The organism is Streptomyces sp. NBC_00354 (assembly GCF_036106915.1).
Lineage (GTDB): Bacteria > Actinomycetota > Actinomycetes > Streptomycetales > Streptomycetaceae > Streptomyces.
The window spans coordinates 6354199-6381101 of the sequence record NZ_CP107983.1; the positions used below are offsets into that span (position 1 = coordinate 6354199).

The following is a 26903-nucleotide window of genomic DNA, read 5'->3' on the forward strand; positions in this document are numbered from 1 at the left end:
GACACTCCCCGGTCCGGATCCTCCCACCGTACGCCGCCGCACCCGTGGCGAGGAGAGGGGGTGTCCCCCGAACGGGGCTGTCCGAAATGCGCAGTACGCCGGACGGGTCGAAACTGGGCCCACATGCGCACAACGCGCCACGAGGAGGCTCGACATGTCATGGTTGTGGGCGATCATCGTCGGTTTCGTGCTGGGCCTCATAGCCCGGGCCGTCCTGCCGGGCAAGCAGCATCAGCCCCTCTGGCTGACCACCCTGTTCGGCATCGCCGGCGGCATCCTCGGCAACGCCGTCGCGGTATGGATCGGCGTCGGGGAAACCAGGGGCATCGACTGGACCAGGCACTTGCTGCAACTTGCCGGAGCAGTGCTGATCGTGGCTCTCGGTGAGATGGCCTACAAGTCGCTCAGGGGCGGCAGCAAGCAGATGACCTGAGGGCGGCACGACGGAGGGGCCGGCCGGACGTGGTGTCCGGACCGGCCCCTCCGCCGCGCTCAGGTGTCAGGCTCCGGGCGTCAGCCCGTGACCTCGACCGCCGCCAGGTTCTTCTTGCCGCGGCGCAGCACCAGCCAGCGCCCGTGCAGCAGGTCCTCCTTGGCGGGGACCGCGTCCTCGGCGGTCACCTTCGCGTTGTTCACGTAGGCGCCGCCCTCCTTCACGGTCCGGCGGCCGGCCGACTTGCTCGCCACCAGCCCGGTCTCCGCGAGCAGGTCCACCACCAGGCCGAGCTCGCCGACCCGGGCGTGCGGCAGCTCGGACAGGGCGGCGGCCAGCGTGGCCTCGTCCAGGTCCGCCAGCTCGCCCTGGCCGAACAGCGCCTTCGACGCGGCGATCACGGCCGCGCACTGATCGGCGCCGTGCACCAGCGTGGTCAGCTCCTCCGCCAGCGCCCGCTGGGCGGCGCGCGCCTGCGGCCGCTCGGCGGTCTGCGCCTCCAGCTCCTCCAGCTCCTCGCGGGACTTGAAGGAGAGGATCCGCATGTAGGTGGAGATGTCCCGGTCGTCCACGTTCAGCCAGAACTGGTAGAACGCGTACGGCGTGGTCATCTCCGGGTCGAGCCACACGGCCCCGCTCTCGGACTTGCCGAACTTGGTGCCGTCCGCCTTGACCATCAGCGGGGTCGCCAGCGCGTGCACGACCGCGCCCGGCTCGACCCGGTGGATCAGGTCGAGCCCGGCCGTCAGGTTGCCCCACTGGTCGGAGCCGCCCTGCTGGAGCACGCAGCCGTAGCGCCGGTACAGCTCCAGGAAGTCCATTCCCTGGAGCAGCTGGTAGCTGAACTCGGTGTAGCTGATGCCCTGGTCGGAGTCGAGCCGCTTGGCGACCGAGTCCTTCGTCAGCATCTTGTTGACCCGGAAGTGCTTGCCGATGTCCCGCAGGAACTCGATGGCCGACATGCCCGCCGTCCAGTCCAGGTTGTTCACCATGAGCGCCGCGTTCTCGCCCTCGAAGGACAGGAACGGTTCGATCTGGGTGCGCAGCCGGGTCACCCAGTTCGCGATGGTCTCCGGGTCGTTCAGGGTCCGCTCGGCGGTCGGCCGCGGGTCACCGATCTGCCCGGTGGCCCCGCCGACCAGCGCCAGCGGCCGGTGCCCGGCCTGCTGGAGCCGGCGTACGGTCAGCACCTGTACGAGGTGTCCCACGTGCAGCGACGCGGCCGTCGGGTCGAAGCCGCAATAGAAGGTGACCGGACCGTCCGCGAACGCCTTGCGGAGCGCTTCTTCGTCGGTGGACTGGGCGAAGAGCCCGCGCCACTTCAACTCGTCGACGATGTCCGTCACGGTTTCTCGACTCCTTCGGATGGTGTGCGTCGCGCCAAGGATTCAGTCTAGGTGGATCAGACGCCCTTGCTGACCGAGCTCATGTTGAAGTCCGGGATCCGCAGTGCGGGCATCGCGGCCCGGGTGAACCAGTCGCTCCACTCGCGCGGCAGGGTCTTCTCGGTCCGGCCCGCCTCCGAGGCCCGCGACAGCAGGTCCACCGGCGATTCGTTGAACCGGAAGTTGTTCACCTCGCCCACGACCTGGCCGTTCTCCACCAGGTACACGCCGTCCCGGGTCAGGCCCGTGAGCAGCAGCGTCGCCGGGTCGACCTCGCGGATGTACCAGAGGCAGGTCAGCAGCAGGCCCCGCTCGGTGGCGGCCACCATCTCCTCCAGCGACTTGTCGCCGCCGCCGTCCAGGAGCAGGTTCCCGAAGCCGGGCGAGACCGGCATCCCGGTCATCGCCGCGCTGTGCCGGGTCGTGGTCAGCCGGGCCAGCCGGCCGTCCCGGATCCACTCGGTCGCCGGGACCGGCAGGCCGTTGTCGAAGACCGAGGCGTCGTCGCCCGAGCTGTGCGCGATCACGAACGGCGCGGACTCCAGGCCCGGCGCGTTCGGGTCGCTGCGCAGGGTCAGCGGCAGCCCGGACAGCTTCTCGCCGAGCCGGGTGCCGCCGCCGGGCTTGGAGAAGACCGTCCGGCCCTCCACCGCGTCCCGGGCCGCCGCGGACCACATCTGGTAGATGAGCAGGTCGGCCACGGCCGTCGGCGGCAGCAGGGTCTCGTACCGGCCGGCGGGCAGGTCGATCTTCCGCTCGGCCCAGCCCAGCCGCACGGCCAGCTCCGCGTCCAGCACGGTCGGGTCCACGTCCTTGAAGTCCCGGGTGGAGCGGCCGGCCCAGGCCGAGCGCTGCCGGTCGGGGGACTTCGCGTTGAGTTCCAGGGTGCCGTTCGGCTGGTCGTGGCGCAGCCGCAGCCCGGTCGAGGTGCCGACGTACGTGGAGACCAGCTCGTGGTTGGCGAAGCCGTACAGCTCCCGGCCGCCGGCGCGGGCCCGGGCGAAGGCCTCGCCGAGGGCCGGCGCGAAGTCCGCGAAGACCGCCGATGAGGTCTCGGCGGGGGCGTCGGTGAAGTCCGGCGAGGACGGGGTGCCGGTGACCAGCGGCTGGGCGTCCTCCGCCGGGCTTGCGCCGCGTGCGGCGGCCTCGGCGGCCCGGACCAGCGGCTCCAGGTCCGCGGTGGTCACGGCGGAGCGCGACACGACCCCCGAGGCCGTGCCCTCCTTGCCGTCGACCGTGGCGATGACCGTCAGGGTCCGGCCGCGGGTGACGCCGTTGGTGGTGAGCGTGTTGCCCGCCCAGCGCAGATTGGCCGTCGACTCCTCGTCGGCGATGACGACACAGCCGTCGGCGGTGGACAGCTCCAGCGCGCGCTCGACGATCTCGTGTGGATTCGTGCGATTCGTCGACATCAGCGTCCCGCCTCCTGCGTGGTGTTCAAGATGTTCACGTCGCGGAACAGCGCGGACGGGCAGCCGTGCGAGACCGCCGCGACCTGGCCCGGCTGGGCCTTGCCGCAGTTGAACGCGCCGCCCAGCACGTAGGTCTGCGGCCCGCCGACCTTCTCCATCGAGCCCCAGAAATCGGTGGTCGTGGCCTGGTAGGCGACGTCGCGCAGCTGCCCGGCCAGCTTGCCGTTCTCGATCCGGAAGAACCGCTGCCCGGTGAACTGGAAGTTGTAGCGCTGCATGTCGATCGACCAGGAGCGGTCGCCGACGACGTAGATGCCGCGCTCCACCCCGCCGATCAGGTCCTCGGTGGACAGCCCGCCCGGATCCGGCCGGAGCGAGACGTTCGCCATCCGCTGGACGGGCACGTGCCCGGGGGAGTCGGCGAAGGCGCAGCCGTTGGAGCGGCCCAGGTCGGTGAGCTTCGCGATCCGCCGGTCCAGCTGGTAGCCGACCAGCGTGCCGTCCTTGACCAGGTCCCAGCTCTGCGCCTGGACGCCCTCGTCGTCGAAACCGACGGTGGCGAGCCCGTGCTCGGCGGTGCGGTCACCGGTCACGTTCATGATCGAGGAGCCGTACTTGAGCTTGCCGAGCTGGTCGAAGGTGGCGAAGGACGTCCCCGCGTACGCCGCCTCGTAGCCCAGCGCCCGGTCGAGCTCGGTGGCGTGGCCGATGGACTCGTGGATGGTGAGCCACAGGTTGGACGGGTCCACGACCAGGTCGTAGCGCCCGGCCTCGACGCTCGGCGCCCGCATCTTCTCGGCGAGCAGTACGGGGATCTGCTCGAGTTCGGCGTCCCAGTCCCAGCCGGTGCCGGTCAGGTACTCCCAGCCGCGCCCGGCCGGCGGGGCGATGGTGCGCATCGAGTCGAACTCTCCGGTGCCGGAGTCCACGGCGACCGCGGTGAGCTGCGGGTGGATGCGCACGCGCTGCTGCGTGGTCATGGTGCCGGCGGTGTCGGCGTAGAACTTGTTCTCGTGCACGGCGAGCAGCGAGGCGTCCACGTGCGCCACCCCGTCGGCGGCCAGCAGCCGGGCGCTCCAGTCGGCGAGCAGGGCCGCCTTCTCGGCGTCCGGCACCTCGAACGGGTTCACGTCGTACGCGGAGATCCACGTCTTGTCGGCGTGCACCGGCTCGTCGGCGAGCTCGACCCGCTCCTCGGAACCGGCGGCCTTGATGACCTGGGCGGACAGCTTCGCCATGGCCACGGCCTGCGAGGCCACCTTGGCGGCGCCGTCCATGGTCAGGTCCACACCGGAGGCGAACCCCCAGCTGCCGCCGTGCACCACGCGGACCGCGTACCCGAGGTCAGTGGTGTCGGAGCCGCCGGCGGGCTTGGCGTCCCGCAGCCGCCAGGAGGCGCTGCGGATCCGCTCGAGCCGGAAGTCGGCATGGTCGCAGCCCAGCGCGCGGGCCCGGGCGAGCGCCGCGTCGGCGAGCGCCCGCAGGGGCAGCGCGGTGAAGGCCGCGTCGATGGAATGGGGCACGGAAGTCCTCCCGGGGTCGGGGCCGGTCGCCTCGATCATGTCGCGCTCGGGGCGCTTGTGCCTACATCTTTCTGTAGGGACTCGACAGAGCCCGTACCGAGGCCCTGTGGGAGATCGATTCTCCGCTCGGGGGGCCCGGCCTATAGGTTTTTGGTAATCAGACCGCTAGTCGAAAGGGTGATCCGTTGAGCCGCTCGGTTCTCGTCACCGGAGGAAACCGGGGCATCGGCCTCGCCATCGCCCGAGCCTTCGCGCAGGCCGGCGACAAGGTCGCGATCACGTACCGGTCGGGTGAGCCGCCGCAGGAGCTCACCGCGCTCGGCGTCCTGGCGGTCCGCTGCGACATCACCGACTCCGAGCAGGTGGAGCAGGCCTACAAGCAGATCGAGGACGCGCACGGCGCGGTCGAGGTGCTGGTGGCCAACGCCGGCATCACCAAGGACACGCTGCTCATGCGCATGTCCGAGGAGGACTTCGCGTCCGTCGTCGACACCAACCTCACCGGCACCTTCCGGGTGGTCAAGCGCGCGAACCGTGGCATGCTGCGTGCCAAGAAGGGCCGCGTCGTCCTGATCTCCTCGGTCGTCGGGCTGCTGGGCTCGGCCGGACAGGCCAACTACGCAGCCTCCAAGGCCGCGCTGGTCGGCTTCGCCCGCTCGCTCGCCCGTGAGCTCGGCTCCCGCAACATCACCTTCAACGTCGTGGCCCCCGGTTTCGTGGACACCGACATGACCAAGGTGCTCACCGACGAGCAGCGCGCGGGCATCGTGGGGCAGGTGCCCCTGGGCCGCTACGCGCAGCCCGAGGAGATCGCGGCAGCCGTGAGCTTCCTGGCGTCCGACGACGCCGCGTACATCACAGGAGCCGTCATTCCCGTTGACGGCGGATTGGGCATGGGTCACTGATCACCATGAGCGGAATTCTCGACGGCAAGCGCATCCTCATCACCGGGGTGCTGATGGAGTCGTCCATCGCCTTCCACGCCGCCCGGCTGGCCCAGGAGCAGGGCGCCGAGGTCATCCTCACCGCGTGGCCGCGCCCGACGCTGACCGAGCGCATCGCCAAGAAGCTGCCCAAGCCGGTCAAGGTGATCGAGCTCGACGTCACCAACGACGAGCACCTGGCCCGCCTGGAGGGCCTCGTCCGCGACGAGCTCGGCGGCCTCGACGGGGTCGTGCACTCCATCGGCTTCGCGCCGCAGGACGCCCTGGGCGGCAACTTCCTCAACACCCCGTTCGAGTCGGTCGCGACCGCCATGCACGTCTCGGCGTTCTCGCTGAAGTCGCTGACCATGGCGTGCAAGCCGCTGTTCCCGGCGGAGGGCGCGGCCGTCGTCGGCCTCACCTTCGACGCGCAGTACGCGTGGCCGCAGTACGACTGGATGGGCCCGGCCAAGGCCGCGCTGGAGGCCACCAGCCGCTACCTCGCCCGGGACCTGGGCAAGGAGAAGATCCGCTGCAACCTGGTCTCGGCCGGTCCGATCGGCTCGATGGCCGCGAAGTCCATCCCGGGCTTCTCGGAGCTGGCCGACGTCTGGAACTCCCGCTCCATGCTGGAGTGGGACATGAGCGACCCGGAGCCGGCGGGCAAGGGCGTCGTGGCCCTGCTGTCGGACTGGTTCCCGAAGACCACCGGCGAGATCGTCCACGTGGACGGCGGCCTGCACGCGATGGGTGCCTGAGCGAGGCACTTGTACGTCCGTACGGCGGCGGCCGCGTCTCCCTTCCGGGAGGCGCGGCCGCCGCCGTACGTGCCGGTGGGGGCGGGATTCCGGCCGGGCGCTCGATCAGATTTTCGCCCTGCGACCGGATCTTCCCGAGTCGTAAACCGGGACAGATGCCTGCAAACTGACCGGGCCGGGATCTTCCCGGCTCCGGCGGGGAGGAGGTGCGGCCGTGCGCGGGAGGCGGAGCCGAGCGGTATCGCTGCTGGTCACCTCAATGGTCCTGACGGGCCTCGTGGTCCCGGGCGCCGTCGCGCAGCCCGAGGGGGGAGACCCGGCCCTCGGGCCCGAGGCGGCGGCCCCCGCCGTCGTGGACCTCGACCAGATCCCCGCGGAGCCGCCCCTGCGGCCCGAGCCGCCCGCCGCCCGGGAGCTGTTCGGCGCCGACTGCGACACCCTGATCGAGGGCTCGCACGTGACGGCGACCTGCCACAACGGCTATCCGGAGACCGATCTGGTCCGCCTGCACGTGGAATGCGACCGCTGGTGGGACCTGGACGCGGACAGCGCCGCCGTGGCCGTCGGACCGGCCGGCCGGGTCGAGCTCACCGGCCGCTGCTGGAAGGAAGTCCGCTCGGCCTGGGTCACCCACCAGCGGCCGTGACCCGGCCGGCTCGCTCGCGAACCCCGCGCTACTTCCTGCCGAGGCACACGAACGGATAGCCCGCCGCCTCCGAGGCCGCCGCGTCCCCGTCGCCGAGCCGGATCGCCTCGATCAGCCGGGCGTGGTCCAGGTGCGACGCGGGATCCAGCTCCGTGCCGACGTCCGTGCGCAGCCAGTCCGCCACCAGGTCGCCGAGGTCCGCGTACAGCTCGATGAGCACCTCGTTGTGCGAGGCCGCCACCACCGCCATGTGCAGCGCCACGTCCGCCGCCACGAACCGCTCCGCCTCCCCGCTCGCCCAGGCCTCCTCGCGCCGCGCCAGCAGCGCGTCCAGCTGTACGAGATCCCGCTCGGTCCGCCGCTCCGCCGCCAGCCGGGCCGCGGAGGACTCGAGCGTCGAGCGGAGCTCTGCGATGTGCCGCGGGTCGGCGCCCGCGAAGCGGCGGTGCATCACCCCGGCGAGCTCGCTGGTGGCGATGACGTACGTACCCGAGCCCTGCCGGATGTCCAGGAGCCCGTTGTGCGCGAGGGCGCGGACGGCCTCCCGCACGGTGTTGCGGGCGACGCCCAGCAGCTCCACCAGCTCCGGCTCGGTGGGGATGCGGGATCCGACGGGCCATTCGCCGGACGTGATCTGGTTCCTGAGCTGGGCGATCACCTGGTCGACCAGTGCGGATCGCCGGGGCGAGGTCAGCGGCATGCGGGCGGGGTCCTCTCGGAGGTCCAGTCTGGAGGTGGACAACCAATCATCCCATGATTCTATGATGGTGTAATGCCCGACGAAGAAATCCAGACCATCGACCGGCCCCAGGCCGCGCGCACGGTACCCCCACAGGCCCGTCCCGCCGCTCCCGCGCGCCCCCGGCCAACCTGGCTCGGCCCGGTCCTCATCGTCGGCATCGTGCTGGCCGCCCTCAACCTGCGGCCCGCCATCACCAGCCTCGGCGCCCTCTTCGAGGAGGTCCGCACGGGCCTCGGCATGAGCGGTACCGTCGCCGGACTGATCACCTCCGTCCCCGCCCTCTGCTTCGCCGTCTTCGGCGTCACCGCGCCCCGGCTCTCCCGCCGTTTCGGCCCGGCCGCCGTCGTCTGTGCCGGCATGGCCGCCGTCGCGGCGGGCCTGCTGATCCGGCCCTTCACCCACAACGCCGCCGGCTTCCTCGCCGCCAGCGCCCTGTCCCTTGCGGGCATAGCCCTGACCAACGTGCTGCTCCCCGTCATCGTCAAGCGCTGGTTCCCGGACCGCGTCGGCACCATGACCGGCCTGTACTCCATGGCCCTGGCCCTCGGCACCTCGCTCGCCGCCGCCGCGACCGTCCCCATGACCTCCGCCCTCGGCGGCAGCTGGCGTACGGGCCTGCTGGTCTGGGCCGTGCTCGCGGTGGTCGCCGTGCTGCCCTGGCTGCCCGTCGCGGCGGCCGCCCGGCGGGAGAAGCGGGCCGCCGCCTCCAAGGCCGCCTCGACCGTACGGGCGGACACGGGCCCGAAGATCGTCCGCAGCCGCACCGCCTGGGCCCTGGCCTGCTACTTCGGCCTCCAGGCCACCGGCGCGTACATCACCATGGGCTGGCTCCCGCAGATCTTCCGCGACGCCGGGGTCTCCGCGTCCACCGCCGGTGTCCTGCTCGCCGTCACCATGGTCATGGGCGTCCCGCTCGCCTTCGTCATCCCCAACCTGGCCGGCCGGATGAAGAACCAGGGGGCCATCGCCGTCACCCTCGGCGTCTTCGGCCTCGTCGGATACACCGGCCTCCACTTCGCCCCGGCCGCCGGCGCCTGGGCCTGGGCGCTCCTGCTCGGCGTCTCCAACTGCGCCTTCCCCCTCGTCATCACGCTGATCGGGCTGCGCGCCAAGTCCCCGGCCGGCGTCGTCAAGCTGTCCGCCTTCGCCCAGAGCGTCGGCTACCTCATCTCCATCCCCGGACCGCTCCTCATCGGCGCCCTCTACCAGCACAGCGGTGGCTGGGACCTGCCCCTCACCCTCATGGCGGGCCTGCTGATCCCGCAGATCGCACTGGGCGTCCTGGCCGGCCGGGACCGCACGATCGAGGACGAATGCGGCATGCGAGACTGAGCGGCATGTCGCCCGTACTCGAACCGAACCCGCAGAACAGCCACAAGAAACTCGGCATGGTGCTCGGCGCCATGCTCGTCGTGACCGTGATCATCTCCGTCCTCGCGACCGTCGTCTCCCCCTGACAGGGGCCGTTGGTGGGGGTAACCCCACCAACCCTTAGGGGGACAGGTTCAGGGTCGAGTGGGGTGTGCCCCGGATGGGCCCCGCGCCTTCGGATCCATAGATTCGAGGAGAGCGAGCCAGTCCCACCCCGCGCACCCACGGAGGCGGCCCATGTCGGCCCCCACGACTTCCCCGCACATCCCCGGCCCCGGTTCCCGAGTCCACGGCGCGAGCGCCCGGCTGCACTGGTGGGCGCTGGCCCTGCCGGCGCTCGCCTTCAGCCTCCTGCTGCTGCTCCTCGCCGGCTCCGCCGAGGCCCATGCCGCCTCCGGCGAGGCCTCCGCGCTCCTCCACTTCACCGAACAGCTCCTGCGCTTCGTCGGCTGACCGGGGTACGCCCCGACCGCCCGCGTCGGCGTGCGCCGGGAGCCGCCCCCACCCGCGGCGCAGCCCCCCAACACCCTGCGCCCCACGGCCCGATCCGTGCGAAGCTGGGAGCCATGAGCGCCGACACACCCCGCAGGATCGTCCTCCTCCGGCACGCCAAGGCCGACTGGCCCGAGGTGTCCGACCACGAGCGCCCGCTGGCGGAGCGAGGCCGCAAGGACGCACCGGCCGCCGGGCTGAAGCTGGCCGAGACCGGCATCGCCTTCGACCTGGCCCTCTGCTCCACCGCCGCCCGCACCCGTGAGACCTGGAAGCTCGCCGTCCAGGAGATGCCGCACCGGCCGCGGACCTCGTACGAGGAACGGCTGTACGACGCCTCGCCGGGCGAGCTCATCGCCCTGCTGAACGAGACGTCCGACGAGGTCAAGGACCTCCTCGTCATCGGCCACAACCCGGGCATGCACGCCCTCGCCGACGCCCTCGCCGGGCGCGCGGAGGGCGACACCCTGGCCCGGATGACCCGTACCGGGTTCCCGACCGCCGCGTTCGCCGTCGTCTCCTTCACCGGCTCCTGGAAGTCCGTGGAACACGGCGTGGGCACGCTGCTGGACTACTGGACCCCCAAGGACCACTGAGCACGGATACGAGGACGGGCCCCGGCGCGGATCGATCCGCGCCGGGGCCCGTCCTCGTAGGCGGGCGGGTCAGGTCAGGCCGGCGGCCTCGACCTCTTCACGGGTGATCCCGAGCAGGTACAGCACCGCGTCCAGGAACGGCACGTTCACCGCCGTGTGCGCGGCCTCGCGGACCACCGGCTTGGCGTTGAAGGCCACGCCCAGCCCGGCCGCGTTCAGCATGTCCAGGTCGTTGGCGCCGTCGCCGATGGCCACCGTCTGGGCCAGCGGTACGCCGGCCTCCGCGGCGAAGCGGCGCAGCAGCCGGGCCTTGCCCGCCCGGTCCACGATCTCGCCGGTGACCCGGCCGGTCAGCTTCCCGTCCACGATCTCGAGGGTGTTGGCCGAGGCGAAGTCCAGCCCCAGCCGCTCCTGCAGATCGTCCGTCACCTGGGTGAATCCGCCCGAGACCACGCCGACCTGGTAGCCGAGCTGCTTGAGGGTGCGGATCAGGGTCCGGGCGCCCGGCGTGAGCCGCACTTCGGAGCGGACCTTGTCCACGACGGAGGCGTCCAGCCCGGCCAGCAGCTTCACGCGGGCGTGCAGCGACTGCTCGAAGTCCAGCTCACCGCGCATGGCCCGCTCGGTCACCTCGGCGACCTCGGTCTCGCAGCCGGCGTGCGCGGCGAACAGCTCGATGACCTCGTCCTGGATGAGGGTCGAGTCCACGTCCATGACGACCAGGCGCTGGGCCCGGCGGTGCAGGCCGGCCGAGACCACGGCCACGTCGACGCCGATGTGCGCGGCGGCGGTGGCCAGAGCCGTGCGCAGCGGCTCGGTCTCGCAGCCGGACACGGCGAACTCGACAGCCGTCACGGGGTACTTGGCGAGCCGGAAGATACGGTCGATATTGCCGCCGGTCGCGGTGATCCGGGAGGCTATGGCGGCCGTGGACTCGGCGGTCAGCGGGTGCCCGAGCACGGTGACGTGGGAACGGCCGCTGCCGCGCGGCCGGTTGTCGCCGGTACCGGAGAGGATCTCGGCCTGCATCCTGAGCGACTCGGCCCAGCTGTGGACGGTGGCCCGCAGCTCGCCCTCGGCGCCGCCGGCGGGCTTGGTGACGAGGGCGCACAGGACGATGCGGCCACGGGTGACGACCTGCTCGATGTCGACGACGTCGACGGAGTAGGCGGCGAGGGTGTCGAACAGCCCGGCGGTGATCCCGGGACGGTCCTTGCCGAAGATCTTGACGAGGAGGGTGGGGACGTCGGAGGTCTGCGAAGCGCTCATGGTGCCCTCACCGTATCTTCCCGCCCTCCGTGCTTGGACCCCCGTCCCACCTGCCGGAACCATTCTCCGGCTGAGTGCTCCCCACCGCTGCCCGGTGCAGGCACCCGGGGGACGGCGGCGGGGTGAACAGGGGCCGACGGGAAGGTGTCAGGGGCCCTCGGGGCGGGCGGGCGGCCGACCGTGTTCGATTTGATACGCCCCGCCCCTTTCCTGACGGCTCAGCCCGGGGGCCCGAGCGGCGGCGGCGGGGGAGGCGGCGGGGGCGGGGTGAACGGCGGGCGGTGGGGCGGAGCCGGGCGCCCGGAGGGCCTCCGGGGCAGCCGCGTGATCGTGACGTCCCAGGAGCCGTCGGGCTCGGCGTACGGGTCGGGGTACGGGTCGGGGTACGGGTTCGGCCCGGGGTTCGGGTACGGGTACGGCCGTCCAGGCGGGGGCCGGTACGGGGCCGTCGGCGCATCGGGCGCAGCCCCCGGCGGCGCCGGGACCGGCCGCGGCGGGCGGCGGCGCCGGGCCAGCAGCGCCCCCGCACCGCCCGCCGCCGCACCCCAGGCCGCCCCGAGCAGCAGCGCGTACGGCGCGTCGCCCCGCAGCTCCACCCCGGCGTCCACCGCGTCGACGCCGAGTACCGACAGCGAGCCGTCGACGGACACCCCCGTCAGCCACACCAGTCCCGCCAGCACCATCCCGGTCACGGCCGACAGGCGCACCGCGCACCCGAGGATCCCGCGCCCCGGGGTCCGTACGGCGGCCAGCACACCGGCACAGAGCAGCAGCATCCCCACCCCCGCGACCAGCAGCCAGACCCGCCCGTCGTACCCCGCGAGCCGGGCCACCGTCACCGGCTCGCGGGCCGGCATCCCCAGCAGATCGTCCAGCGGATCCGGCAGCAGCCGGCCCAGTGTGCCCGTGGCCTGCCCGTCGAACGGTACGAACAACCCCAGCAGCATCCCCGTCCAGGCCCCGTTCGGCGCCCCCAGCAGCGCGGCGCCCAGCACCCGCCGCGGATGGTCGTCCCCCAGCGCCGCCCACACCGCCGCCGCCAGCCCGGCCGCCACCGCCACCAGCAGCGCCACCACCAGCGCCGACACCGCGGGCCGCAGCCGCGCGAACGCCGCCGGGCCGCGCCGCGAAGCCAGCAGTGCCACCGCCAGCACGGCCAGCACCCACAGCGCCGCGCCCAGCAGCGTCGGCCCGAACTCCACCGAGAACCCCACCCGGGCCTCGGTGTCGATCAGGTCGCCGATGCGGTCCGGGAGCAGCCCGCCGATGTCCCCGATCCCGGGGACCACCACCTTCGGCGGGGTGCTCGGCAGCCGCGGCCCGTCCAGGGTGACCACGTCGTGCCCGGCCCGGGCCAGCCCGCCCGCCGCGGCGACGAGCAGCACCGCCACCGAGACCGCCCGGGCGGCAAGTTCCCCCGGCCCGGCCCCGGTCCGCACCGACCGCAGGAAGATCCGGGCCAGGACCAGCGCCCCGGCCAGCCCCACCCCGAGCGGCATGACGTCCAGTGAGGTCTGCGCACCCGGCCCGGTGACCCCGAGGACCGACACGTCCCCCGACGGGGTGACCGTGCCGCCGATCGCGAGGACCACCACGGCGGCCGTCATCGCCCCGAGCGAGCCCCCCGCGGCGTCGGCGCCCAGCAGGTGGAGCCCCAGCGCGGCGACCCCGGCCATCACGACGAGGGCCCAGCCGGTGGCGGCGATGGCCGACAGGACCACGTCTCCCCAGCGAATGCGGCGCATGCGTGCCCCCGATGCGTGCCGAGCGTGTGCGGTGGGTGTGACGGGTGTGCGTGCCGGGCGGGACGGGTCCGGCCAGGGCGAGAAGTCCCGTATCTCACTCTCCGGGTGACTTTCGACCCCGTCAACGGGCAGGCGTAGACGCCCTGGGAAGGCCCCGATTCCACATGTGGCCCCAGGCCTGAAATAGTTCCCCCGGATGTTCGCCATCCCTAGACTCCCTGACGTCGGACTCCCTGACGTCAGGGGGATTCTCGGGGGACCTAAGTGGGGCTGGAGTGCCGGAACTCGTACTGGAATTGAATGGAAGGACCTGGACGCTCGATCCGTCCAGGTCGTACTCGCTGGGGCGCGACCCCCAGGGAGACGTAGTGATCGACGACGCCCGGGTGTCGTGGCGGCACGCCACCATCGCCTGGAACGGCCGGGGTTGGGGCATCGAGGACCACGGCAGCACCAACGGCACCTACGTGCACGGCGCGCGGGTCCAGCAGACCGAGCTCGTGCCCGGCACGCCGGTCCACCTGGGCAACGCCACCGACGGCCCGCGGCTCAATCTGAGCGCCGCCGCCGCGCCGCAGCAGGCCGTACCGCAGCAGGCCGCGCCGGCCTATCAGGCCCCGGCGCCCGCCTACCAGGCCCCGGCCCAGCAGGCCGCCCCTGCGTACCAGGCCCCTGCCCAGGCGCAGCAGCCGCAGCAGCAGGCCTGGCAGCAGCAGCCGCAGCAGGCCGCCGCCCACCAGCAGCCGCAGCAGCCGCACTTCCCGCAGCAGCAGCAGCAGGGCGGCGGCGCCGGCGTGCCGGCACAGGGTGCCGCTCCCGTCTACGGCGGTGACCGCAGCCCGACGACGTTCCACCAGATCGCCGTCGGCCGCGTCATGCGGATCGGCCGTGCACTGGAGAACGAGCTGGTCGTCTCGGACCTCCAGGTCTCGCGCCTCCACGCCGAGTTCCGCTCGGCGAACGGCCGCTTCGAGATCCACGACCTCGGCAGCCACAACGGCACCTACGTCAACGGTCAGCCGCTGCCCAAGTCCGGCACCGCGCTGCTCGGCCCGAACGACATCGTCGGCGTCGGCCACTCGACGTTCCGGATCGTCGGCGACCGGCTCGAGGAGTTCGTCGACACCGGTGACGTCTCCTTCTCGGCCCGCCACCTCACGGTGACGGTCGACGGCGGCAAGCAGATCCTCAAGGACGTCACCTTCGGCGTCCCGGAGAAGTCGCTCATCGGTGTCATCGGCCCCTCCGGCTCCGGAAAGTCGACGCTGCTCAAGGCGCTGACCGGCTACCGGCCCGCCAACGAGGGCGACGTCCTCTACGACAACCGCAACCTGTACAAGCAGTTCGCGGAGCTCCGCCAGCGCATCGGCCTGGTCCCGCAGGACGACATCCTGCACAAGGAGCTGAAGGTCAGCACGGCCCTCAAGTACGCGGCCAAGCTCCGCTTCCCCGGCGACACCGCCGAGTCCGAGCGCGCCGCCCGCATCGACGAGGTCCTGCGCGAGCTCAAGCTCGACATCCACAAGGACAAGAAGATCACCTCGCTCTCGGGTGGTCAGCGCAAGCGCGTGTCCGTGGCCCTGGAGCTGCTCACCAAGCCGTCGCTGATCTTCCTGGACGAGCCGACCTCCGGCCTCGACCCGGGCATGGACCGCGACGTCATGCAGCTGCTGCGCGGCCTCGCCGACGACGGCCGCACGGTCCTCGTCGTCACCCACTCCGTCGCCGAGCTGGCCCTGTGCGACAAGCTGCTGGTCATGGCCCCGGGCGGTTCGGTCGCGTACTTCGGCCCGCCGGACGAGGCGCTGAACTTCTTCGGCTACACCACGTGGGCGGACGTCTTCTCGGCCTTCGAGAACTACCGCGACTACGACTGGGCCGGCCGCTGGAAGGGCTCGCAGCACTACCAGCTGTACGCCGCCGACCTCGACTCGGTCGCCCCGCAGCAGGTCGCCATGGCGCCGATCCAGCAGCTGATGCCGCCGAAGGCGCAGGGCTGGGGCGACCAGCTGTGGACCCTGATCCGCCGCTACGTCTCGGTGATCGCCTCCGACAAGGGCTTCATGGCCCTGATGCTGATCCTGCCCGCGGTCCTGGGTGTGGTCTCGACGGTCATCCCCGCGACCTTCGGCCTCGCGCCGCCGAAGCCGCCGTCCCGCTTCAACGGCGACGCCGGCACGATCATGCTGATCCTCTGCGTCGGCATGTGCTTCTCGGGCGCAGCGAACTCGGTCCGTGAGCTGATCAAGGAACGGGTCATCTACGAGCGCGAGCGCGCCACCGGCCTGTCCCGGTCGGCGTACCTCATGTCGAAGGTGATCGTCCTCGGCTTCATCACGGCCATCCAGGGCGCGGTCATCTGCGCCATCGGCTTCGCCCCGCGCGACCTGCCCACCGAGGGCCTGCTCATGCCGCCGGCCGTCGAGCTGTGCCTGTCGGTCACCGCGCTCGGCTTCACGTCGATGATGTTCGGCCTCGTGATCTCCGCGCTGGTGAAGACCGCCGAGAAGACCATGCCGCTGCTGGTCATGTTCGCGATCGTCCAGGTCGTGTTCACCGGCATCCTCTTCCAGGTGTACGACTCGCCCGGCCTGGAGCAGTTCGCCTGGCTGATGCCCTCGCGCTGGGCGGTCGCCGCCGCGGGCACCACGCTCGACCTCGGCAAGCTCATGCCGCCGTGGGACCAGCAGAACCCGACCAACACCGACCCGCTGTGGGAGCACTCCGTCGCGCAGTGGGGCGTGAACATCACGATCCTGCTGCTCATCGGTGTGGCCTGCGGCTTCGCGGTGCAGAAGCTGCTGCGCCGCCACGAGCCCGAGGTCATGCGCAACTAGCCCGGCGCCGCCGAGCACCCCCCCGCACAAACGCCTCAGGGCGGCACCCGGATACCGGGTGCCGCCCTGAGGCGCATGGGGGGCTGCTACGCCAGTGGCCCTTAGTAGGCGCTGTTGACGTTGTCGATCGAGCCGTAACGGTCGGCGGCGTAGTTGGCCGCGGCGACGATGTTGGCGACCGGGTGGTACTGGTCCAGCGGGGTGCCGGGGACGTGGTACGCGAGGAAGGTCGGCTTGATGACCTGGAGCAGGCCCTTCGAGGGGATGCCGTTCTGGGCGTTGATGTCCCAGTTGTTGATCGCCCGCGGGTTGCCGCTCGACTCGCGCATGATGTTCTTGTACAGGCCGTTGTACGTGCCCGGGATCTTGTGCGCCTTCATGATCGCCAGCGACTCCTTGATCCAGCCGTCAAGGTTGTTCGCGTAGATCGGCTTGCGGACGGTGGAGCGGCTGGCGGCCGCCTTCGCCTCGCGGTCCTTCTTCGCCTTGGCTGCGGCGTCGGCCTTCGCCTTCGCGGCGTCAGCCTTCGCCTTCGCGGCGGCGGCCTTGGCCTTCACCGCGGCCTCGAGCTTCGCGGCGTCCGTGGCCAGCTTGGTCTGCGCGGAGAGGTGCTGCACGGTCTTGGCCTGGACACCCTCGACAGCCTGGGTCCACGCCACGGGGGCGGCGGCCACGGTCGTACCGGCGTCGGCGGTGCCGGCGGGGACGAGGGTGGCGGCCAGGGCGGCGGCGCCGATGGTGGCAACGGCGGCGAAGGACATCTTGTGCGCCTTCGTCAGACGACGAATCTGGCCGGGGGTGCTGGTCTTGGACATGCGTAGCAACCTCTTCGAATAGCGGGAGCCGCAGGAAAGCGCCGTTGGATCCGGGATCCGCGGTGCTGTGCGACGGGAGCAATTCTTAGCGGCGGCAAAATCTTGTGGCAAAGGTGTGACGTACGATGCCGCTTAGTGGATCAGGGGGCGCCGACGATCCCGGAATTCCGGGCCAGCCGCTAGGCGCAGCAGTGCTGACACCGTCTTTACACGTCCACTAGGCGCCTTCGTAAGTGACGTGGGTCCTATGTGCGGGCTCACATCGGCCACGTAACGGTCTCACCATCCGTTGCTGGAGCAATGCAATCTGTAACGGAATTCTCCACCCTGAGGACCACAAACCCGCGCAGGCCGTCATCCCCAAGGCAGAGAAGACCCCCGCGGCCCCCTCCCCAAGGAGGAGGAGACACCGCCCCCAGCCCTAGGCCTCGAGCCCGATCCCGCAGGTCAGAGCCGCTAGTACGGTGAGCCCATGACCGGTAGTCCCGTCTTCGGAGGACCCCGCGGCGGCCTCGCCGCCGTGAGTACCGCGCTGCTCGCCATGAGCCGCCGGCTGGAGGTCCGCGACGTCCTGCGCACGATCGTCGTCTCGGCCCGCGAGCTGCTGGACGCCGAGTACGCGGCCCTGGGCGTCCCGGACGACCACGGCGGCTTCGCCCAGTTCGTCGTGGACGGCATCACCGAGGAGCAGTGGCGCCGGATCGGCCCGCTGCCCCGCCAGCACGGCATCCTCGCCGCGATGCTCCACCAGGACGGCCCCGAGCGGCTGGCCGACGTACGCAAGGACCCCCGCTTCGAAGGCTGGCCCGCCGCCCACCCCGAGATGTCCGACTTCCTCGGACAGCCCGTCCGCGACGGCGAGGAGACCCTCGCCGCCCTCTTCCTCGCGAACAAACGCAGACCCGGCGGCTTCACCGAGGAGGACGAGGAGCTCCTCGCCCTCCTCGCCCAGCACGCGGCGATCGCCCTCACCAACGCCCGGCTCTACGAGCGCAGCCGCGAGCTCACCATCGCCGAGGAGCGCTCCCGCCTCGCCCACGAGCTGCACGACGCCGTGGCGCAGAAACTCTTCTCGCTCCGCCTGACCGCCCAGGCCGCCGCCGCCCTCGTGGACCGCGACCCGGCCCGCGCCAAGGGCGAGCTCCAGCAGGTCGCCGCCCTCGCCGCGGAGGCCGCCGACGAGCTGCGCGCCGCCGTGACCGAGCTGCGCCCGGCCGCCCTCGACGAGGACGGCCTCGTCGCCACCCTCCGCGACCAGGTCCACGTACTCGACCGCGCCCACACCGCGCACGTCACCTTCACCTGTGACGGCGTACGGGCCCTCCCGGCGACCCAGGAGGAGGCGCTGCTCCGGGTGGCCCAGGAGGCCCTCCACAACGCCCTGCGGCACTCGGGCGGCGACCGCGTCGAGGTCACCCTCGCCCGCCGGGACGCGGGAGCCGTCCTGACCGTCACGGACAACGGAAGCGGCTTCTCCCCCTCCTCGATCCGCGCGGCCGGGCGCCACCTCGGCCTGGTCTCCATGCGGGACCGGGCGAGCGGCGCCGGCGGCCGCCTCACCGTGCACTCGGAGCCCGGTACGGGCACCACGATCGAGATGGAGGTCCCCGGTGGCTGACACGCCCATCCGCGTTCTGCTCGTGGACGACCACCAGGTGGTCCGCCGCGGCCTGCGCACGTTCCTGGAGGTCCAGGACGACATCGAGGTGGTCGGGGAGGCCGCCGACGGCGAGGAGGGCGTGGCCCGCGCCGAGGAGCTGCGGCCCGACGTGATCCTCATGGACATCAAGATGCCGGGCACCGACGGCATCGAGGCGCTGCGCCGGCTGCGCGCGCTGGCGAACCCGGCGCGGGTGCTGATCGTCACCAGCTTCACCGAGCAGCGGACGGTCGTGCCGGCCCTGCGGGGCGGCGCCGCGGGATACGTCTACAAGGACATCGACCCCGACGCCCTGGCCGGAGCGATCCGCTCCGTCCACGCCGGGCACGTGCTGCTCCAGCCGGAGGTGGCGGAGGCCCTGCTCTCCCAGGAAGAACAGCCCTCGTCGAGCCGGGGCGGCTCCCTGACCGAGCGGGAGCGGGAGGTCCTGTCCCTCATCGCGGACGGCCGCTCGAACCGGGAGATCGCCCGCGCGCTGGTGCTGTCGGAGAAGACGGTCAAGACGCACGTCTCGAACATCCTCATGAAGCTGGACCTGTCCGACCGGACGCAGGCCGCGTTGTGGGCGGTCAGGCACGGACTGGCCGAATGAACGGCGTGAACCGGACCGTACCCTTCCGGACTGAGATTCATACGGTCGGGTGTATGTAGCCCACATGGCGTATCCCGATCGCCGGGTGACCGTTCTCCATGGCGTGTCGCGACGGCTGGTCGCGGCAGACGTACTGGAGGACGAGAACGTGAAGAACTTCAAGAAGGCCGCAGCCGTCACCATGATCGCGGGCGGCCTCATCGCCGCCGGCGCCGGTGTCTCCTCGGCGCACGGCGGTGCGTCGGCGGAGGGCGAGGCCCTGAACTCGCCCGGCGTGGCCTCCGGGAACCTGCTCCAGGTCCCGGTGGACGTCCCCGTGAACGTGGTCGGCAACTCGGTCACCGTGATCGGCCTGCTCAACCCGGCCTTCGGCAACACGGGTGTGAACGCCTGACCCCGGCCTGACCCGCGGCCCCGCTTCCACCCTCTCCCCTGGAAGCGGGGCCGCCGTCATTCCCGCGCCGGCACGAACGGCGCCCGCCTTCCGGCGCCACCCGGGCACGGATCAGCCCCGTCGGCGACTGCGGCGGGGTCCGGGGCGGAGCCCCAGGGGCTGGGACTCCGCCCCGATTCAGCCCGGCGGCCCCGCACCGTACCCGCCAACCGAACCGGAGGCTAGCGGCCCCGCTCGCGCTCCTCCACCGCCGAGTTGTACGCCGCTACCAGCGCCCGACGGGCCACCCGTTCCACCGGCCGCAGCGCCTCCGCCCTCGCCGCCATCTCCGAGGCGGCCACCGCACCGCCCGGCCCGTGCTCGTACGCCAGCGACACCAGCAGATCCACCCGCTGCGCCAGCGACAGCACCCGCACCGCCCGCGCCGGATACCCCGGCGCCAGCACCTCCCGCCCGGCCTCCGCCCGCGCCCGGTACGCCGACAGCGCGGCCTCCGCCACCGGCCCCGACCCCGCCACGTCCAGCCGGGTCAGCATCACCGTCGCCTCGCGCAGCGCCTCCGCCAGCTCCCGCTCCGCCTCACCGAGCGACGGCACGTCCGCCGGCGGGGCCTCCCGTACCGGCAGGCAGCGCCAGGTCACCGAGACGTGCACGTCCCCCTCCGGCCCGGCCTCGGCCACCTCCGGCACCAGACCCATCGCCGCGCCCACCGCGACCACCGCCTCCTCGGCATCCAGCGCCCGCGCATTGAACTCCGCCGGCCCGCTCAGCCCCAGCGGATGCCCCGGCGCCGGCAGCGCCACCCGCAGCCCGGTCACCCCCAGCGCCCGCATCCGCCCGAGCGCGAGCGTGAGGCCCACCGGACCGGGCTCGCCCGGCAGCCCCTCCACCCGGTGCACGGCGTCCTCGCCCACGATCGACAACACGGCCTCGTCGGGCGAGACCAGTCCGGCCAGCAGTGCGTTCCCCCAGGCGGCCAACCGCCCTGAACGTGGTTCGAAAAGCATTCCCCCACTTTACGGATCACCCCGGATCCGGTCCCCCGGCCCACCTGGCGCCCGGACCCCTCGCCGAGTGGCGTAGGTTTTCCCCTGGGGCTGCGCCTACCGGTGCACAGACGAAACCGAGACTGCAAGGGGAGACAACACGCTCATGAGCGATGTTCTGGAGCTGGTGGACGTATCCGTGGTCCGCGAGGGCCGGGCTCTGGTGGACCAGGTCTCCTGGTCGGTGAAGGAGGGCGAGCGCTGGGTGATCCTCGGCCCCAACGGCGCCGGCAAGACCACGCTGCTGAACCTCGCCTCCAGCTACCTCTTCCCCACCAAGGGCTCCGCCACCATCCTCGGCAGCACCCTCGGCAAGCCCGGCAGCGACGTCTTCGAGCTGCGCCCGCGCATCGGCGTCGCCGGCATCGCGCTCGCCGACAAGCTCCCCAAGCGCCAGACCGTCCTGCAGACCGTCCTCACCGCCGCGTACGGCATGACGGCGACCTGGCAGGAGGAGTACGAGGAGATCGACGAGCAGCGCGCCCGCGCCTTCCTCGACCGCCTCGGCATGACGGACTACCTCGACCGGAAGTTCGGCACCCTCTCCGAGGGCGAGCGCAAGCGCACCCTGATCGCCCGCGCCCTGATGACCGACCCCGAGCTGCTCCTCCTCGACGAGCCCGCCGCCGGCCTCGACCTCGGCGGCCGCGAGGACCTCGTACGCCGCCTCGGCCGTCTCGCCCGCGACCCGCTCGCGCCGTCCATGGCGATGGTCACGCACCACGTCGAGGAGATCGCCCCCGGCTTCACCCACGTCCTGATGATCCGCCAGGGCAAGGTCGTCACCGCGGGCCCCATCGAGCTCGAGCTGACCTCCCGCAACCTCTCGCTCTGCTTCGGCCTCCCGCTCGTCGTCGAGCGCAACGACCACGACCGCTGGACCGCCCAGGGCCTCCCGCTGCGCTAGTGCGCCCGGTACCGGGCAGACACCGCCGGTACGGGCGCCGTCGCACCCTGTCCCGACCGCGCCCGCCGGACCTACCATGACCATGTGAACATCGACGCGTGGCTGTGGTGGCTCATCGGCGCGGTCGGACTGGGCATCCCGCTCGTCCTGACGGCGATGCCGGAGTTCGGCATGTTCGCCGTCGGCGCGGTCGCGGCCGCCGTCACGGCGGCGTTCGGCGGGGGAATCGTCGCCCAGGTCCTGGTCTTCGTCATCGTGTCGGTGGCGCTCGTCGCCGTCGTGCGCTCGATCGCCAACCACCACCGCGAGCAGCGGCCCCAACACCGCACCGGAATCGACGCGTTGAAGGGCAGAAGCGCGCTCGTCCTCGAACGCGTCGACGGCAGCGGAGGCCGGATCAAACTCGCCGGCGAGATCTGGTCCGCGCGCACCCTCGACGCGGACAGCAGCTTCGAACCGGGCCAGCAGGTGGACGTCGTGGAGATCGACGGAGCCACCGCGGTCGTGATGTGAGCTTGTGAGCCAAGGAGCCGACCCGCGGCGGCGAGGTCTGCGAGACTCGCCCAACGGGGCAGCACAGACAGCCGGAAGGGCACGGGGAACCACATGTCATCGATCATCATCGTCCTGATCATTCTGGTGGTTCTGGTCTTCATCGCACTGGTCAAGACGATCCAGGTGATCCCGCAGGCCAGCGCCGCCATCGTCGAACGCTTCGGCCGCTACACGCGCACCCTCAACGCAGGCCTCAACATCGTCGTCCCGTTCATCGACTCGATCCGCAACCGCATCGACCTGCGCGAGCAGGTCGTGCCGTTCCCCCCGCAGCCGGTCATCACCCAGGACAACCTGGTCGTCAACATCGACACGGTCATCTACTACCAGGTGACCGACGCCCGGGCCGCGACGTACGAGGTCGCCAGCTACATCCAGGCCATCGAGCAGCTCACCGTCACCACCCTGCGCAACATCATCGGCGGCATGGACCTCGAGCGGACCCTGACCTCCCGCGAGGAGATCAACGCGGCCCTGCGCGGAGTCCTCGACGAGGCCACCGGCAAGTGGGGCATCCGCGTCAACCGCGTCGAGCTCAAGGCGATCGAGCCGCCGACCTCCATCCAGGACTCGATGGAGAAGCAGATGCGCGCCGACCGCGACAAGCGCGCCGCGATCCTCCAGGCCGAAGGCGTCCGGCAGTCCGAGATCCTGCGCGCCGAGGGCGAGAAGCAGTCCTCCATCCTGCGCGCCGAGGGTGAGGCCAAGGCCGCGGCCCTGCGCGCCGAGGGCGAGGCGCAGGCCATCCGTACGGTCTTCGAGTCCATCCACGCCGGCGACGCCGACCAGAAGCTCCTCGCCTACCAGTACCTCCAGATGCTCCCGAAGATCGCCGAAGGCGACGCCAACAAGCTCTGGATCGTGCCCAGCGAGATCGGGGACGCGCTCAAGGGCCTCTCGGGAGCCATGGGCAACTTCGGCCCCATGGGCGGCGGTTCGGGCTTCAACCCGCAGAACTCCGGCAAGTCCGCAGGAGCCGACGGGAACGGCGCCGGCAACGGCGCGAACGGCACGGACCGGCGCGAGCAGCCCCCGATCGACTGACCCCCCGCACGCCCCGGACCGGCATCCCCTCCTGCATGATCAGTGAGGCCCCTCGACCTTCATGGCGGGGAGGCGACTCACTCATGCAAAGGGGATGGCCCAGTCCATGTCCATCTGGGAATCAGTAGCGGTGTTCGCCGCCGGCGTCGGCGCCGGCACCATCAACACCATCGTCGGCTCCGGCACGCTCATCACCTTCCCGGTGCTGCTCGCCACCGGACTCCCGCCGGTCACCGCCAACGTGTCCAACACCCTCGGCCTGGTGCCCGGTTCCATCAGCGGGGCCATCGGCTACCGCAAGGAGCTCCAGGGCCAGCGCCGACGCATCATCCGGCTCGGCGCCGTCTCCCTCGTCGGGGGACTCGCGGGCGCCGTCCTGCTCCTCACCCTGCCGTCGGACTCCTTCGACACGATCGTGCCCGTCCTCATCGGACTCGCCCTCGTGCTCGTCATCCTCCAGCCCCGGCTCGCCGCGGCCCTGCGCAAACGCCAGGAAGCCGCCGGAGGAGACACCGGACACCCCGACGGCGGTCCCGCCCTGCTCACCGGAATGCTGCTCTCCAGCGCATACGGGGGCTACTTCGGCGCCGCCCAGGGCGTGCTCTACCTCGGCCTGATGGGCCTGCTCCTCCACGAGGAGCTGCAGCGCATCAACGCCGTCAAGAACGTCATCGCCGCCCTCGTGAACGGCATCGCGGCCGTCTTCTTCCTGTTCGTCGCAGAGTTCGACTGGACGGCCGTGCTCCTGATCGCCGTCGGCTCCACCCTCGGCGGCCAGATCGGCGCCAAGGTCGGCCGCCGCCTGTCGCCGACCGTGCTCCGCGCGGTCATCGTGACGGTCGGCGTCATCGCGATCGTGCAGCTGCTGCTGCACTGAGCGACGTAGCGGAACTACGTCGCCCAGCGCACCGGCGATCATGCGGCCGGACGAGCCGGACCAGCCGGACTAGGCGGAACGCTCCAGCCAGTCAGGCAGCACATCGCGGCCCCCCACCCCCAGGGCCAGCAGCATGGCGTCCGCCGGAGACGGTACGAAGGGCTTCCGGAGGAGCGGCATCCCCGCCTCCTCCGGAGTCCGGGCCGCCTTGCGGTGATTGTCCTCGGCGCAGGAGGCCACCGTGTTCAACCACGTGTCGCCACCGCCCTGGGCCCGGGGCAGTACGTGGTCCACGGTCGTCGCGCGCTTCCCGCAGTACGCGCACCGGTGCTGGTCCCGGACCAGCACCCCCCTCCGTGACCAGGGGGCATGTCTTCGGAACGGCACCCGAACGTACCGGCACAACCTGATCACCCGGGGCAGCGGAAGATCCATGGAGGCACCGCGCACACGCAGTTCCGGATGCGACTGCTCGACGACGGCCTTGTCCTGGAGCACCAGGACCACAGCCCGGTTCAGCGTCACCGTCGACAGCGGCTCGAAGCTCGCATTCAGCACCAGCGTGTCCCGCATCTCGCCCACCTCCCGTGTGCAGGCCCGCAACCACACCGGCGGCAGAGCCCGCAACCACTCTGGCCGCGCGCGCCACGCGGGACAACGCAATAAAAATGCCCGGTCCTGGCCGCCTTTAGACCAGGACCGGGCAAACGCACGGCGAACGATCAGCCCTTGGGGCCCTCGTACTCACCGATCAGCTGCGCCCGACCCAACGAGTGGAACCGCAGGTTGAATCCGACGACCGCCGGCGAGACGTCCGCACCGGGGCCCAGCTTCTCCTGGTCCACCGCGTACACGGTGAACACGTACCGGTGCCGCTCCCCGGCCGGCGGAGCAGCCCCGCCGAAGTCCTTCGTGCCGTAGTCGTTCCGCACGTGCACGGCCCCGGCGGGCAGCCCTTCGAACTTCCCGCTCCCCGCCCCGGCCGGCAGCTCGGTGACCGACGCAGGCAGATCGAAGAGCACCCAGTGCCAGAACCCGCTGCCTGTCGGGGCGTCCGGGTCGAAGCACGTCACCGCGAAACTCTTCGTCCCCTCCGGGAACCCCTCCCACCGCAGCTGCGGCGAGACGTTCCCGCCCCGCAGGACCTGGGCGTCACCCAGGTCCGCACCGGGCTCCAGATCCACACTCTCCACGGAGAACGCGTGCACCTGAGGGTGGAAGTCGTGCGGAAGAGGTGCCCTGTTCTGCTCGGCCACTGCTGAACCTCCTGATCGCGAACCAGTACCGAACCAGTACCGGGCCCGAGCCTAGAACCAGTTGCGCTGCGAACCCACGGACGCGATCCACTGGTTGAGGTAAGCCGCCCAGTCGGTCTCCTGGTACGACTGCAGACCCACCTGGAAGCAGCGGTACGTGTCACTGCCCTCGGAGAACAGCCCGGACTTCTTGTCCATCTCCAGGACGACGTCCATCTCACGGCCGTCCGAGATGAAGGTCAGCTCGACCTGGTTCAGCCCGCGGTACTGCGACGGCGGCAGGAACTCGATCTCCTGGTAGAACGGCAGCGTCTGGCGCGTCCCGCGGATGTGCCCGCGCTCCATGTCCGCACTGCGGAAGCCGAAGCCGAGCTGACGGAAGGCATCCAGGATCGCCTGCTGCGCCGGCACCGGGTGCACGTTGATCGGGTCGAGGTCGCCGGCGTCCACCGCACGCGCGATCTCCAGCTCGGTGCTGACCCCGATGTTCATCCCGTGCAGGTGCTGACCCCCGAAGTGGGTGATCGGCGTCTCCCACGGGATCTCCAGCCCGAACGGCACCACGTGCAGGGCGCCCGCCTGTACCTGGAAGGCACCGCCGAGGCGCTGCTTGGTGAAGACGATGTCCTGCTTGTACTCCTGGTCGTTCCCCTCCACCTCGACCCGCGCCTGGAGACCGACGGACAGGCCCTCGATCTGCTGCTCCACGGAACCGCCCTGGATGCGGACCTCGCCCTGGACGATCCCGCCCGGCACCACGTTCGGCTCGGTGATGATCGTGTCCACCGAAGCACCGCCGGCACCCAGCGCCGCGAACAGCTTCTTGAACCCCATGCTCTGACTCCCCTTGAAGGCTCGTGCGACTACCGCTTACGAGTACACACTGACAAACGCGGAACCTTAGGCCCCGGTTGCAGGTGCGCGCGTTCCACTACGCTCGACCGGATGAGCGCGCGCCCCGACCGTACGCCCCTGGCCCGGTCCTTCTTCGACCGGCCGGTCCTCTCGGTGGCCCCGGATCTCCTCGGCCGCATCCTGGTCCGACGTACACCCGAAGGCCCCCTCGAGCTCCGTATCACGGAGGTGGAGGCGTACGAGGGCGAGGCCGACCCGGGCTCCCACGCCTACCGGGGCCGCACCCGGCGGAACGCATCGATGTTCGGTCCGCCCGGACACGCGTACGTCTACTTCATCTACGGCATGTGGTTCAGCCTCAACCTGGTGTGCGGCCCACCCGACCACGCGAGCGGGGTCCTGCTGCGCGCGGGCGAGATCACCGTGGGCGCGGACCTGGCCCGCAAACGTCGCATTTCAGCCAGAAGCGACAAGGAACTGGCCAAAGGCCCGGCCCGCCTGGCCACGGCCCTGGCGGTGGACCGGTCCCTGGACGGCGCCGACCTCTGTGCCGGTCCGGAATCCCCCCTGGCACTCCTGACGGGTACCGCCACCTCACCCGACCTGGTGAGCAACGGTCCCCGCACGGGGGTCGGGGGCGCCGGCGCGGGCCACCCGTACCGCTACTGGATCACCCACGACCCGACGGTGAGCCCGTATCGCGCCCACGCGCCACGCCGCCGCTCAACTTGACTCGCCCTTGGCGGACGCCTAACGTAGCCCGAGCCGCT

28 protein-coding genes are annotated in these 26903 nt (G+C 71.4%); 17 read left to right on the top strand and 11 right to left on the bottom strand.

What is annotated here, in order from left to right:
* The first annotated feature begins 154 nt into the window (after nucleotides 1-154).
* Nucleotides 155-433 carry a GlsB/YeaQ/YmgE family stress response membrane protein gene (locus tag OHT74_RS29155; RefSeq protein WP_266668321.1) on the top strand — a complete coding sequence of 93 codons (279 nt, stop codon included), beginning with the start codon at nucleotides 155-157 and terminating at the stop codon, nucleotides 431-433.
* 80 nt (nucleotides 434-513) lie between these two features.
* Here the strand turns inward: OHT74_RS29155 and tyrS are convergent, their stop codons facing one another.
* Genes tyrS through OHT74_RS29170 form a run of 3 tightly spaced genes read right to left on the bottom strand, consistent with a single transcriptional unit; the run spans nucleotide 514 to nucleotide 4753 of the window.
* Entirely contained in the window at nucleotides 514-1779 is a 1266-nt protein-coding gene (tyrS, locus tag OHT74_RS29160) for a tyrosine--tRNA ligase (protein ID WP_266668322.1), read from the bottom strand.
* Between the two features lie 56 nt (nucleotides 1780-1835).
* Nucleotides 1836-3230 (bottom strand): metallopeptidase TldD-related protein, encoded by a 1395-nt coding sequence (locus OHT74_RS29165; protein ID WP_266668324.1) that lies wholly within the window; start codon nucleotides 3228-3230, stop codon nucleotides 1836-1838.
* Complete coding sequence (locus tag OHT74_RS29170; RefSeq protein ID WP_328621835.1) at nucleotides 3230-4753, bottom strand: TldD/PmbA family protein; 1524 nt, start codon at nucleotides 4751-4753, stop codon at nucleotides 3230-3232. Before OHT74_RS29170 ends, OHT74_RS29165 begins: the two co-directional genes overlap by 1 nt.
* 185 nt (nucleotides 4754-4938) lie before the next feature.
* Here OHT74_RS29170 and fabG point away from each other — a divergent pair, with 185 nt between their 5' ends.
* The 3 genes from fabG (at nucleotide 4939) to OHT74_RS29185 (ending at nucleotide 7080) form a co-directional block, all read left to right on the top strand.
* Nucleotides 4939-5658, top strand: coding sequence for a 3-oxoacyl-[acyl-carrier-protein] reductase (gene fabG / locus OHT74_RS29175; RefSeq protein WP_030162292.1), 720 nt, complete (start codon nucleotides 4939-4941; stop codon nucleotides 5656-5658).
* A 5-nt stretch (nucleotides 5659-5663) separates the two neighbouring features.
* A complete protein-coding gene (gene fabI, locus OHT74_RS29180; RefSeq protein ID WP_266630537.1) occupies nucleotides 5664-6434 on the top strand; it encodes an enoyl-ACP reductase FabI in 771 nt (256 codons plus the stop codon).
* A gap of 214 nt (nucleotides 6435-6648) precedes the next feature.
* Nucleotides 6649-7080, top strand: coding sequence for a hypothetical protein (locus OHT74_RS29185; RefSeq protein WP_443047589.1), 432 nt, complete (start codon nucleotides 6649-6651; stop codon nucleotides 7078-7080).
* A 28-nt stretch (nucleotides 7081-7108) separates the two neighbouring features.
* Here the strand turns inward: OHT74_RS29185 and OHT74_RS29190 are convergent, their stop codons facing one another.
* A complete protein-coding gene (locus OHT74_RS29190; protein ID WP_266673156.1) occupies nucleotides 7109-7780 on the bottom strand; it encodes a FadR/GntR family transcriptional regulator in 672 nt (223 codons plus the stop codon).
* Between the two features lie 72 nt (nucleotides 7781-7852).
* Here OHT74_RS29190 and OHT74_RS29195 point away from each other — a divergent pair, with 72 nt between their 5' ends.
* The 4 genes from OHT74_RS29195 (at nucleotide 7853) to OHT74_RS29210 (ending at nucleotide 10281) form a co-directional block, all read left to right on the top strand.
* Nucleotides 7853-9154: a CynX/NimT family MFS transporter gene (locus OHT74_RS29195; RefSeq protein WP_266668329.1), complete on the top strand. Its 1302-nt coding sequence runs from the start codon at nucleotides 7853-7855 to the stop codon at nucleotides 9152-9154.
* A 5-nt stretch (nucleotides 9155-9159) separates the two neighbouring features.
* Entirely contained in the window at nucleotides 9160-9279 is a 120-nt protein-coding gene (locus tag OHT74_RS29200) for an SGM_5486 family transporter-associated protein (RefSeq protein ID WP_266630545.1), read from the top strand.
* Between the two features lie 151 nt (nucleotides 9280-9430).
* Nucleotides 9431-9646: a hypothetical protein gene (locus OHT74_RS29205; protein ID WP_266668331.1), complete on the top strand. Its 216-nt coding sequence runs from the start codon at nucleotides 9431-9433 to the stop codon at nucleotides 9644-9646.
* 113 nt (nucleotides 9647-9759) lie between these two features.
* The gene (locus OHT74_RS29210) at nucleotides 9760-10281 is read left to right on the top strand and encodes a SixA phosphatase family protein (protein ID WP_328621836.1); all 522 of its coding nucleotides are present in this window, start codon (nucleotides 9760-9762) and stop codon (nucleotides 10279-10281) included.
* 69 nt (nucleotides 10282-10350) lie between these two features.
* On the opposite strand, the gene serB is transcribed toward OHT74_RS29210, so the two are convergent.
* Nucleotides 10351-11550, bottom strand: a complete 1200-nt coding sequence (gene serB, locus OHT74_RS29215) for a phosphoserine phosphatase SerB (protein WP_266668334.1) — start codon at nucleotides 11548-11550, stop codon at nucleotides 10351-10353.
* A gap of 218 nt (nucleotides 11551-11768) precedes the next feature.
* Nucleotides 11769-13295, bottom strand: a complete 1527-nt coding sequence (locus OHT74_RS29220; protein ID WP_328621837.1) for a streptophobe family protein — start codon at nucleotides 13293-13295, stop codon at nucleotides 11769-11771.
* A gap of 275 nt (nucleotides 13296-13570) precedes the next feature.
* Here OHT74_RS29220 and OHT74_RS29225 point away from each other — a divergent pair, with 275 nt between their 5' ends.
* Nucleotides 13571-16132, top strand: a complete 2562-nt coding sequence (locus tag OHT74_RS29225) for an ABC transporter ATP-binding protein/permease (RefSeq protein WP_328621838.1) — start codon at nucleotides 13571-13573, stop codon at nucleotides 16130-16132.
* A gap of 101 nt (nucleotides 16133-16233) precedes the next feature.
* Here the strand turns inward: OHT74_RS29225 and OHT74_RS29230 are convergent, their stop codons facing one another.
* On the bottom strand, nucleotides 16234-16947 hold the full coding sequence (locus tag OHT74_RS29230) for a transglycosylase SLT domain-containing protein (RefSeq protein WP_266668340.1): 714 nt from the start codon (nucleotides 16945-16947) through the stop codon (nucleotides 16234-16236).
* 472 nt (nucleotides 16948-17419) lie between these two features.
* On the opposite strand from OHT74_RS29230, the gene OHT74_RS29235 reads away from it, so the two are divergent.
* From OHT74_RS29235 to OHT74_RS29245, 3 genes are all read left to right on the top strand, one after another.
* Nucleotides 17420-18565: a GAF domain-containing sensor histidine kinase gene (locus OHT74_RS29235; protein ID WP_266668342.1), complete on the top strand. Its 1146-nt coding sequence runs from the start codon at nucleotides 17420-17422 to the stop codon at nucleotides 18563-18565.
* Nucleotides 18558-19199 carry a response regulator gene (locus tag OHT74_RS29240; RefSeq protein ID WP_267000110.1) on the top strand — a complete coding sequence of 214 codons (642 nt, stop codon included), beginning with the start codon at nucleotides 18558-18560 and terminating at the stop codon, nucleotides 19197-19199. Before OHT74_RS29235 ends, OHT74_RS29240 begins: the two co-directional genes overlap by 8 nt.
* A gap of 148 nt (nucleotides 19200-19347) precedes the next feature.
* Complete coding sequence (locus OHT74_RS29245) at nucleotides 19348-19593, top strand: chaplin (protein WP_266673158.1); 246 nt, start codon at nucleotides 19348-19350, stop codon at nucleotides 19591-19593.
* 221 nt (nucleotides 19594-19814) lie between these two features.
* On the opposite strand, the gene OHT74_RS29250 is transcribed toward OHT74_RS29245, so the two are convergent.
* The gene (locus tag OHT74_RS29250; RefSeq protein WP_266668346.1) at nucleotides 19815-20600 is read right to left on the bottom strand and encodes a hypothetical protein; all 786 of its coding nucleotides are present in this window, start codon (nucleotides 20598-20600) and stop codon (nucleotides 19815-19817) included.
* A 145-nt stretch (nucleotides 20601-20745) separates the two neighbouring features.
* On the opposite strand from OHT74_RS29250, the gene OHT74_RS29255 reads away from it, so the two are divergent.
* The 4 genes from OHT74_RS29255 (at nucleotide 20746) to OHT74_RS29270 (ending at nucleotide 24022) form a co-directional block, all read left to right on the top strand.
* Nucleotides 20746-21546, top strand: coding sequence for an ABC transporter ATP-binding protein (locus OHT74_RS29255; protein ID WP_030300602.1), 801 nt, complete (start codon nucleotides 20746-20748; stop codon nucleotides 21544-21546).
* Between the two features lie 84 nt (nucleotides 21547-21630).
* The gene (locus OHT74_RS29260; protein ID WP_266668348.1) at nucleotides 21631-22059 is read left to right on the top strand and encodes an NfeD family protein; all 429 of its coding nucleotides are present in this window, start codon (nucleotides 21631-21633) and stop codon (nucleotides 22057-22059) included.
* Nucleotides 22060-22152: 93 nt separating this feature from the next.
* On the top strand, nucleotides 22153-23145 hold the full coding sequence (locus OHT74_RS29265) for an SPFH domain-containing protein (protein WP_266668354.1): 993 nt from the start codon (nucleotides 22153-22155) through the stop codon (nucleotides 23143-23145).
* Between the two features lie 106 nt (nucleotides 23146-23251).
* Nucleotides 23252-24022: a sulfite exporter TauE/SafE family protein gene (locus tag OHT74_RS29270; protein ID WP_328621839.1), complete on the top strand. Its 771-nt coding sequence runs from the start codon at nucleotides 23252-23254 to the stop codon at nucleotides 24020-24022.
* A 69-nt stretch (nucleotides 24023-24091) separates the two neighbouring features.
* Here the strand turns inward: OHT74_RS29270 and OHT74_RS29275 are convergent, their stop codons facing one another.
* The 3 genes from OHT74_RS29275 to OHT74_RS29285 form a co-directional block, all read right to left on the bottom strand.
* Entirely contained in the window at nucleotides 24092-24595 is a 504-nt protein-coding gene (locus OHT74_RS29275; protein ID WP_328621840.1) for an HNH endonuclease, read from the bottom strand.
* A gap of 149 nt (nucleotides 24596-24744) precedes the next feature.
* A complete protein-coding gene (locus OHT74_RS29280) occupies nucleotides 24745-25278 on the bottom strand; it encodes a YbhB/YbcL family Raf kinase inhibitor-like protein (protein WP_266668357.1) in 534 nt (177 codons plus the stop codon).
* A 51-nt stretch (nucleotides 25279-25329) separates the two neighbouring features.
* Nucleotides 25330-26112 carry a sporulation protein gene (locus OHT74_RS29285; protein WP_266630575.1) on the bottom strand — a complete coding sequence of 261 codons (783 nt, stop codon included), beginning with the start codon at nucleotides 26110-26112 and terminating at the stop codon, nucleotides 25330-25332.
* 111 nt (nucleotides 26113-26223) lie between these two features.
* On the opposite strand from OHT74_RS29285, the gene OHT74_RS29290 reads away from it, so the two are divergent.
* Entirely contained in the window at nucleotides 26224-26865 is a 642-nt protein-coding gene (locus OHT74_RS29290) for a DNA-3-methyladenine glycosylase (protein ID WP_328621841.1), read from the top strand.
* Nucleotides 26866-26903: the final 38 nt, after the last annotated feature.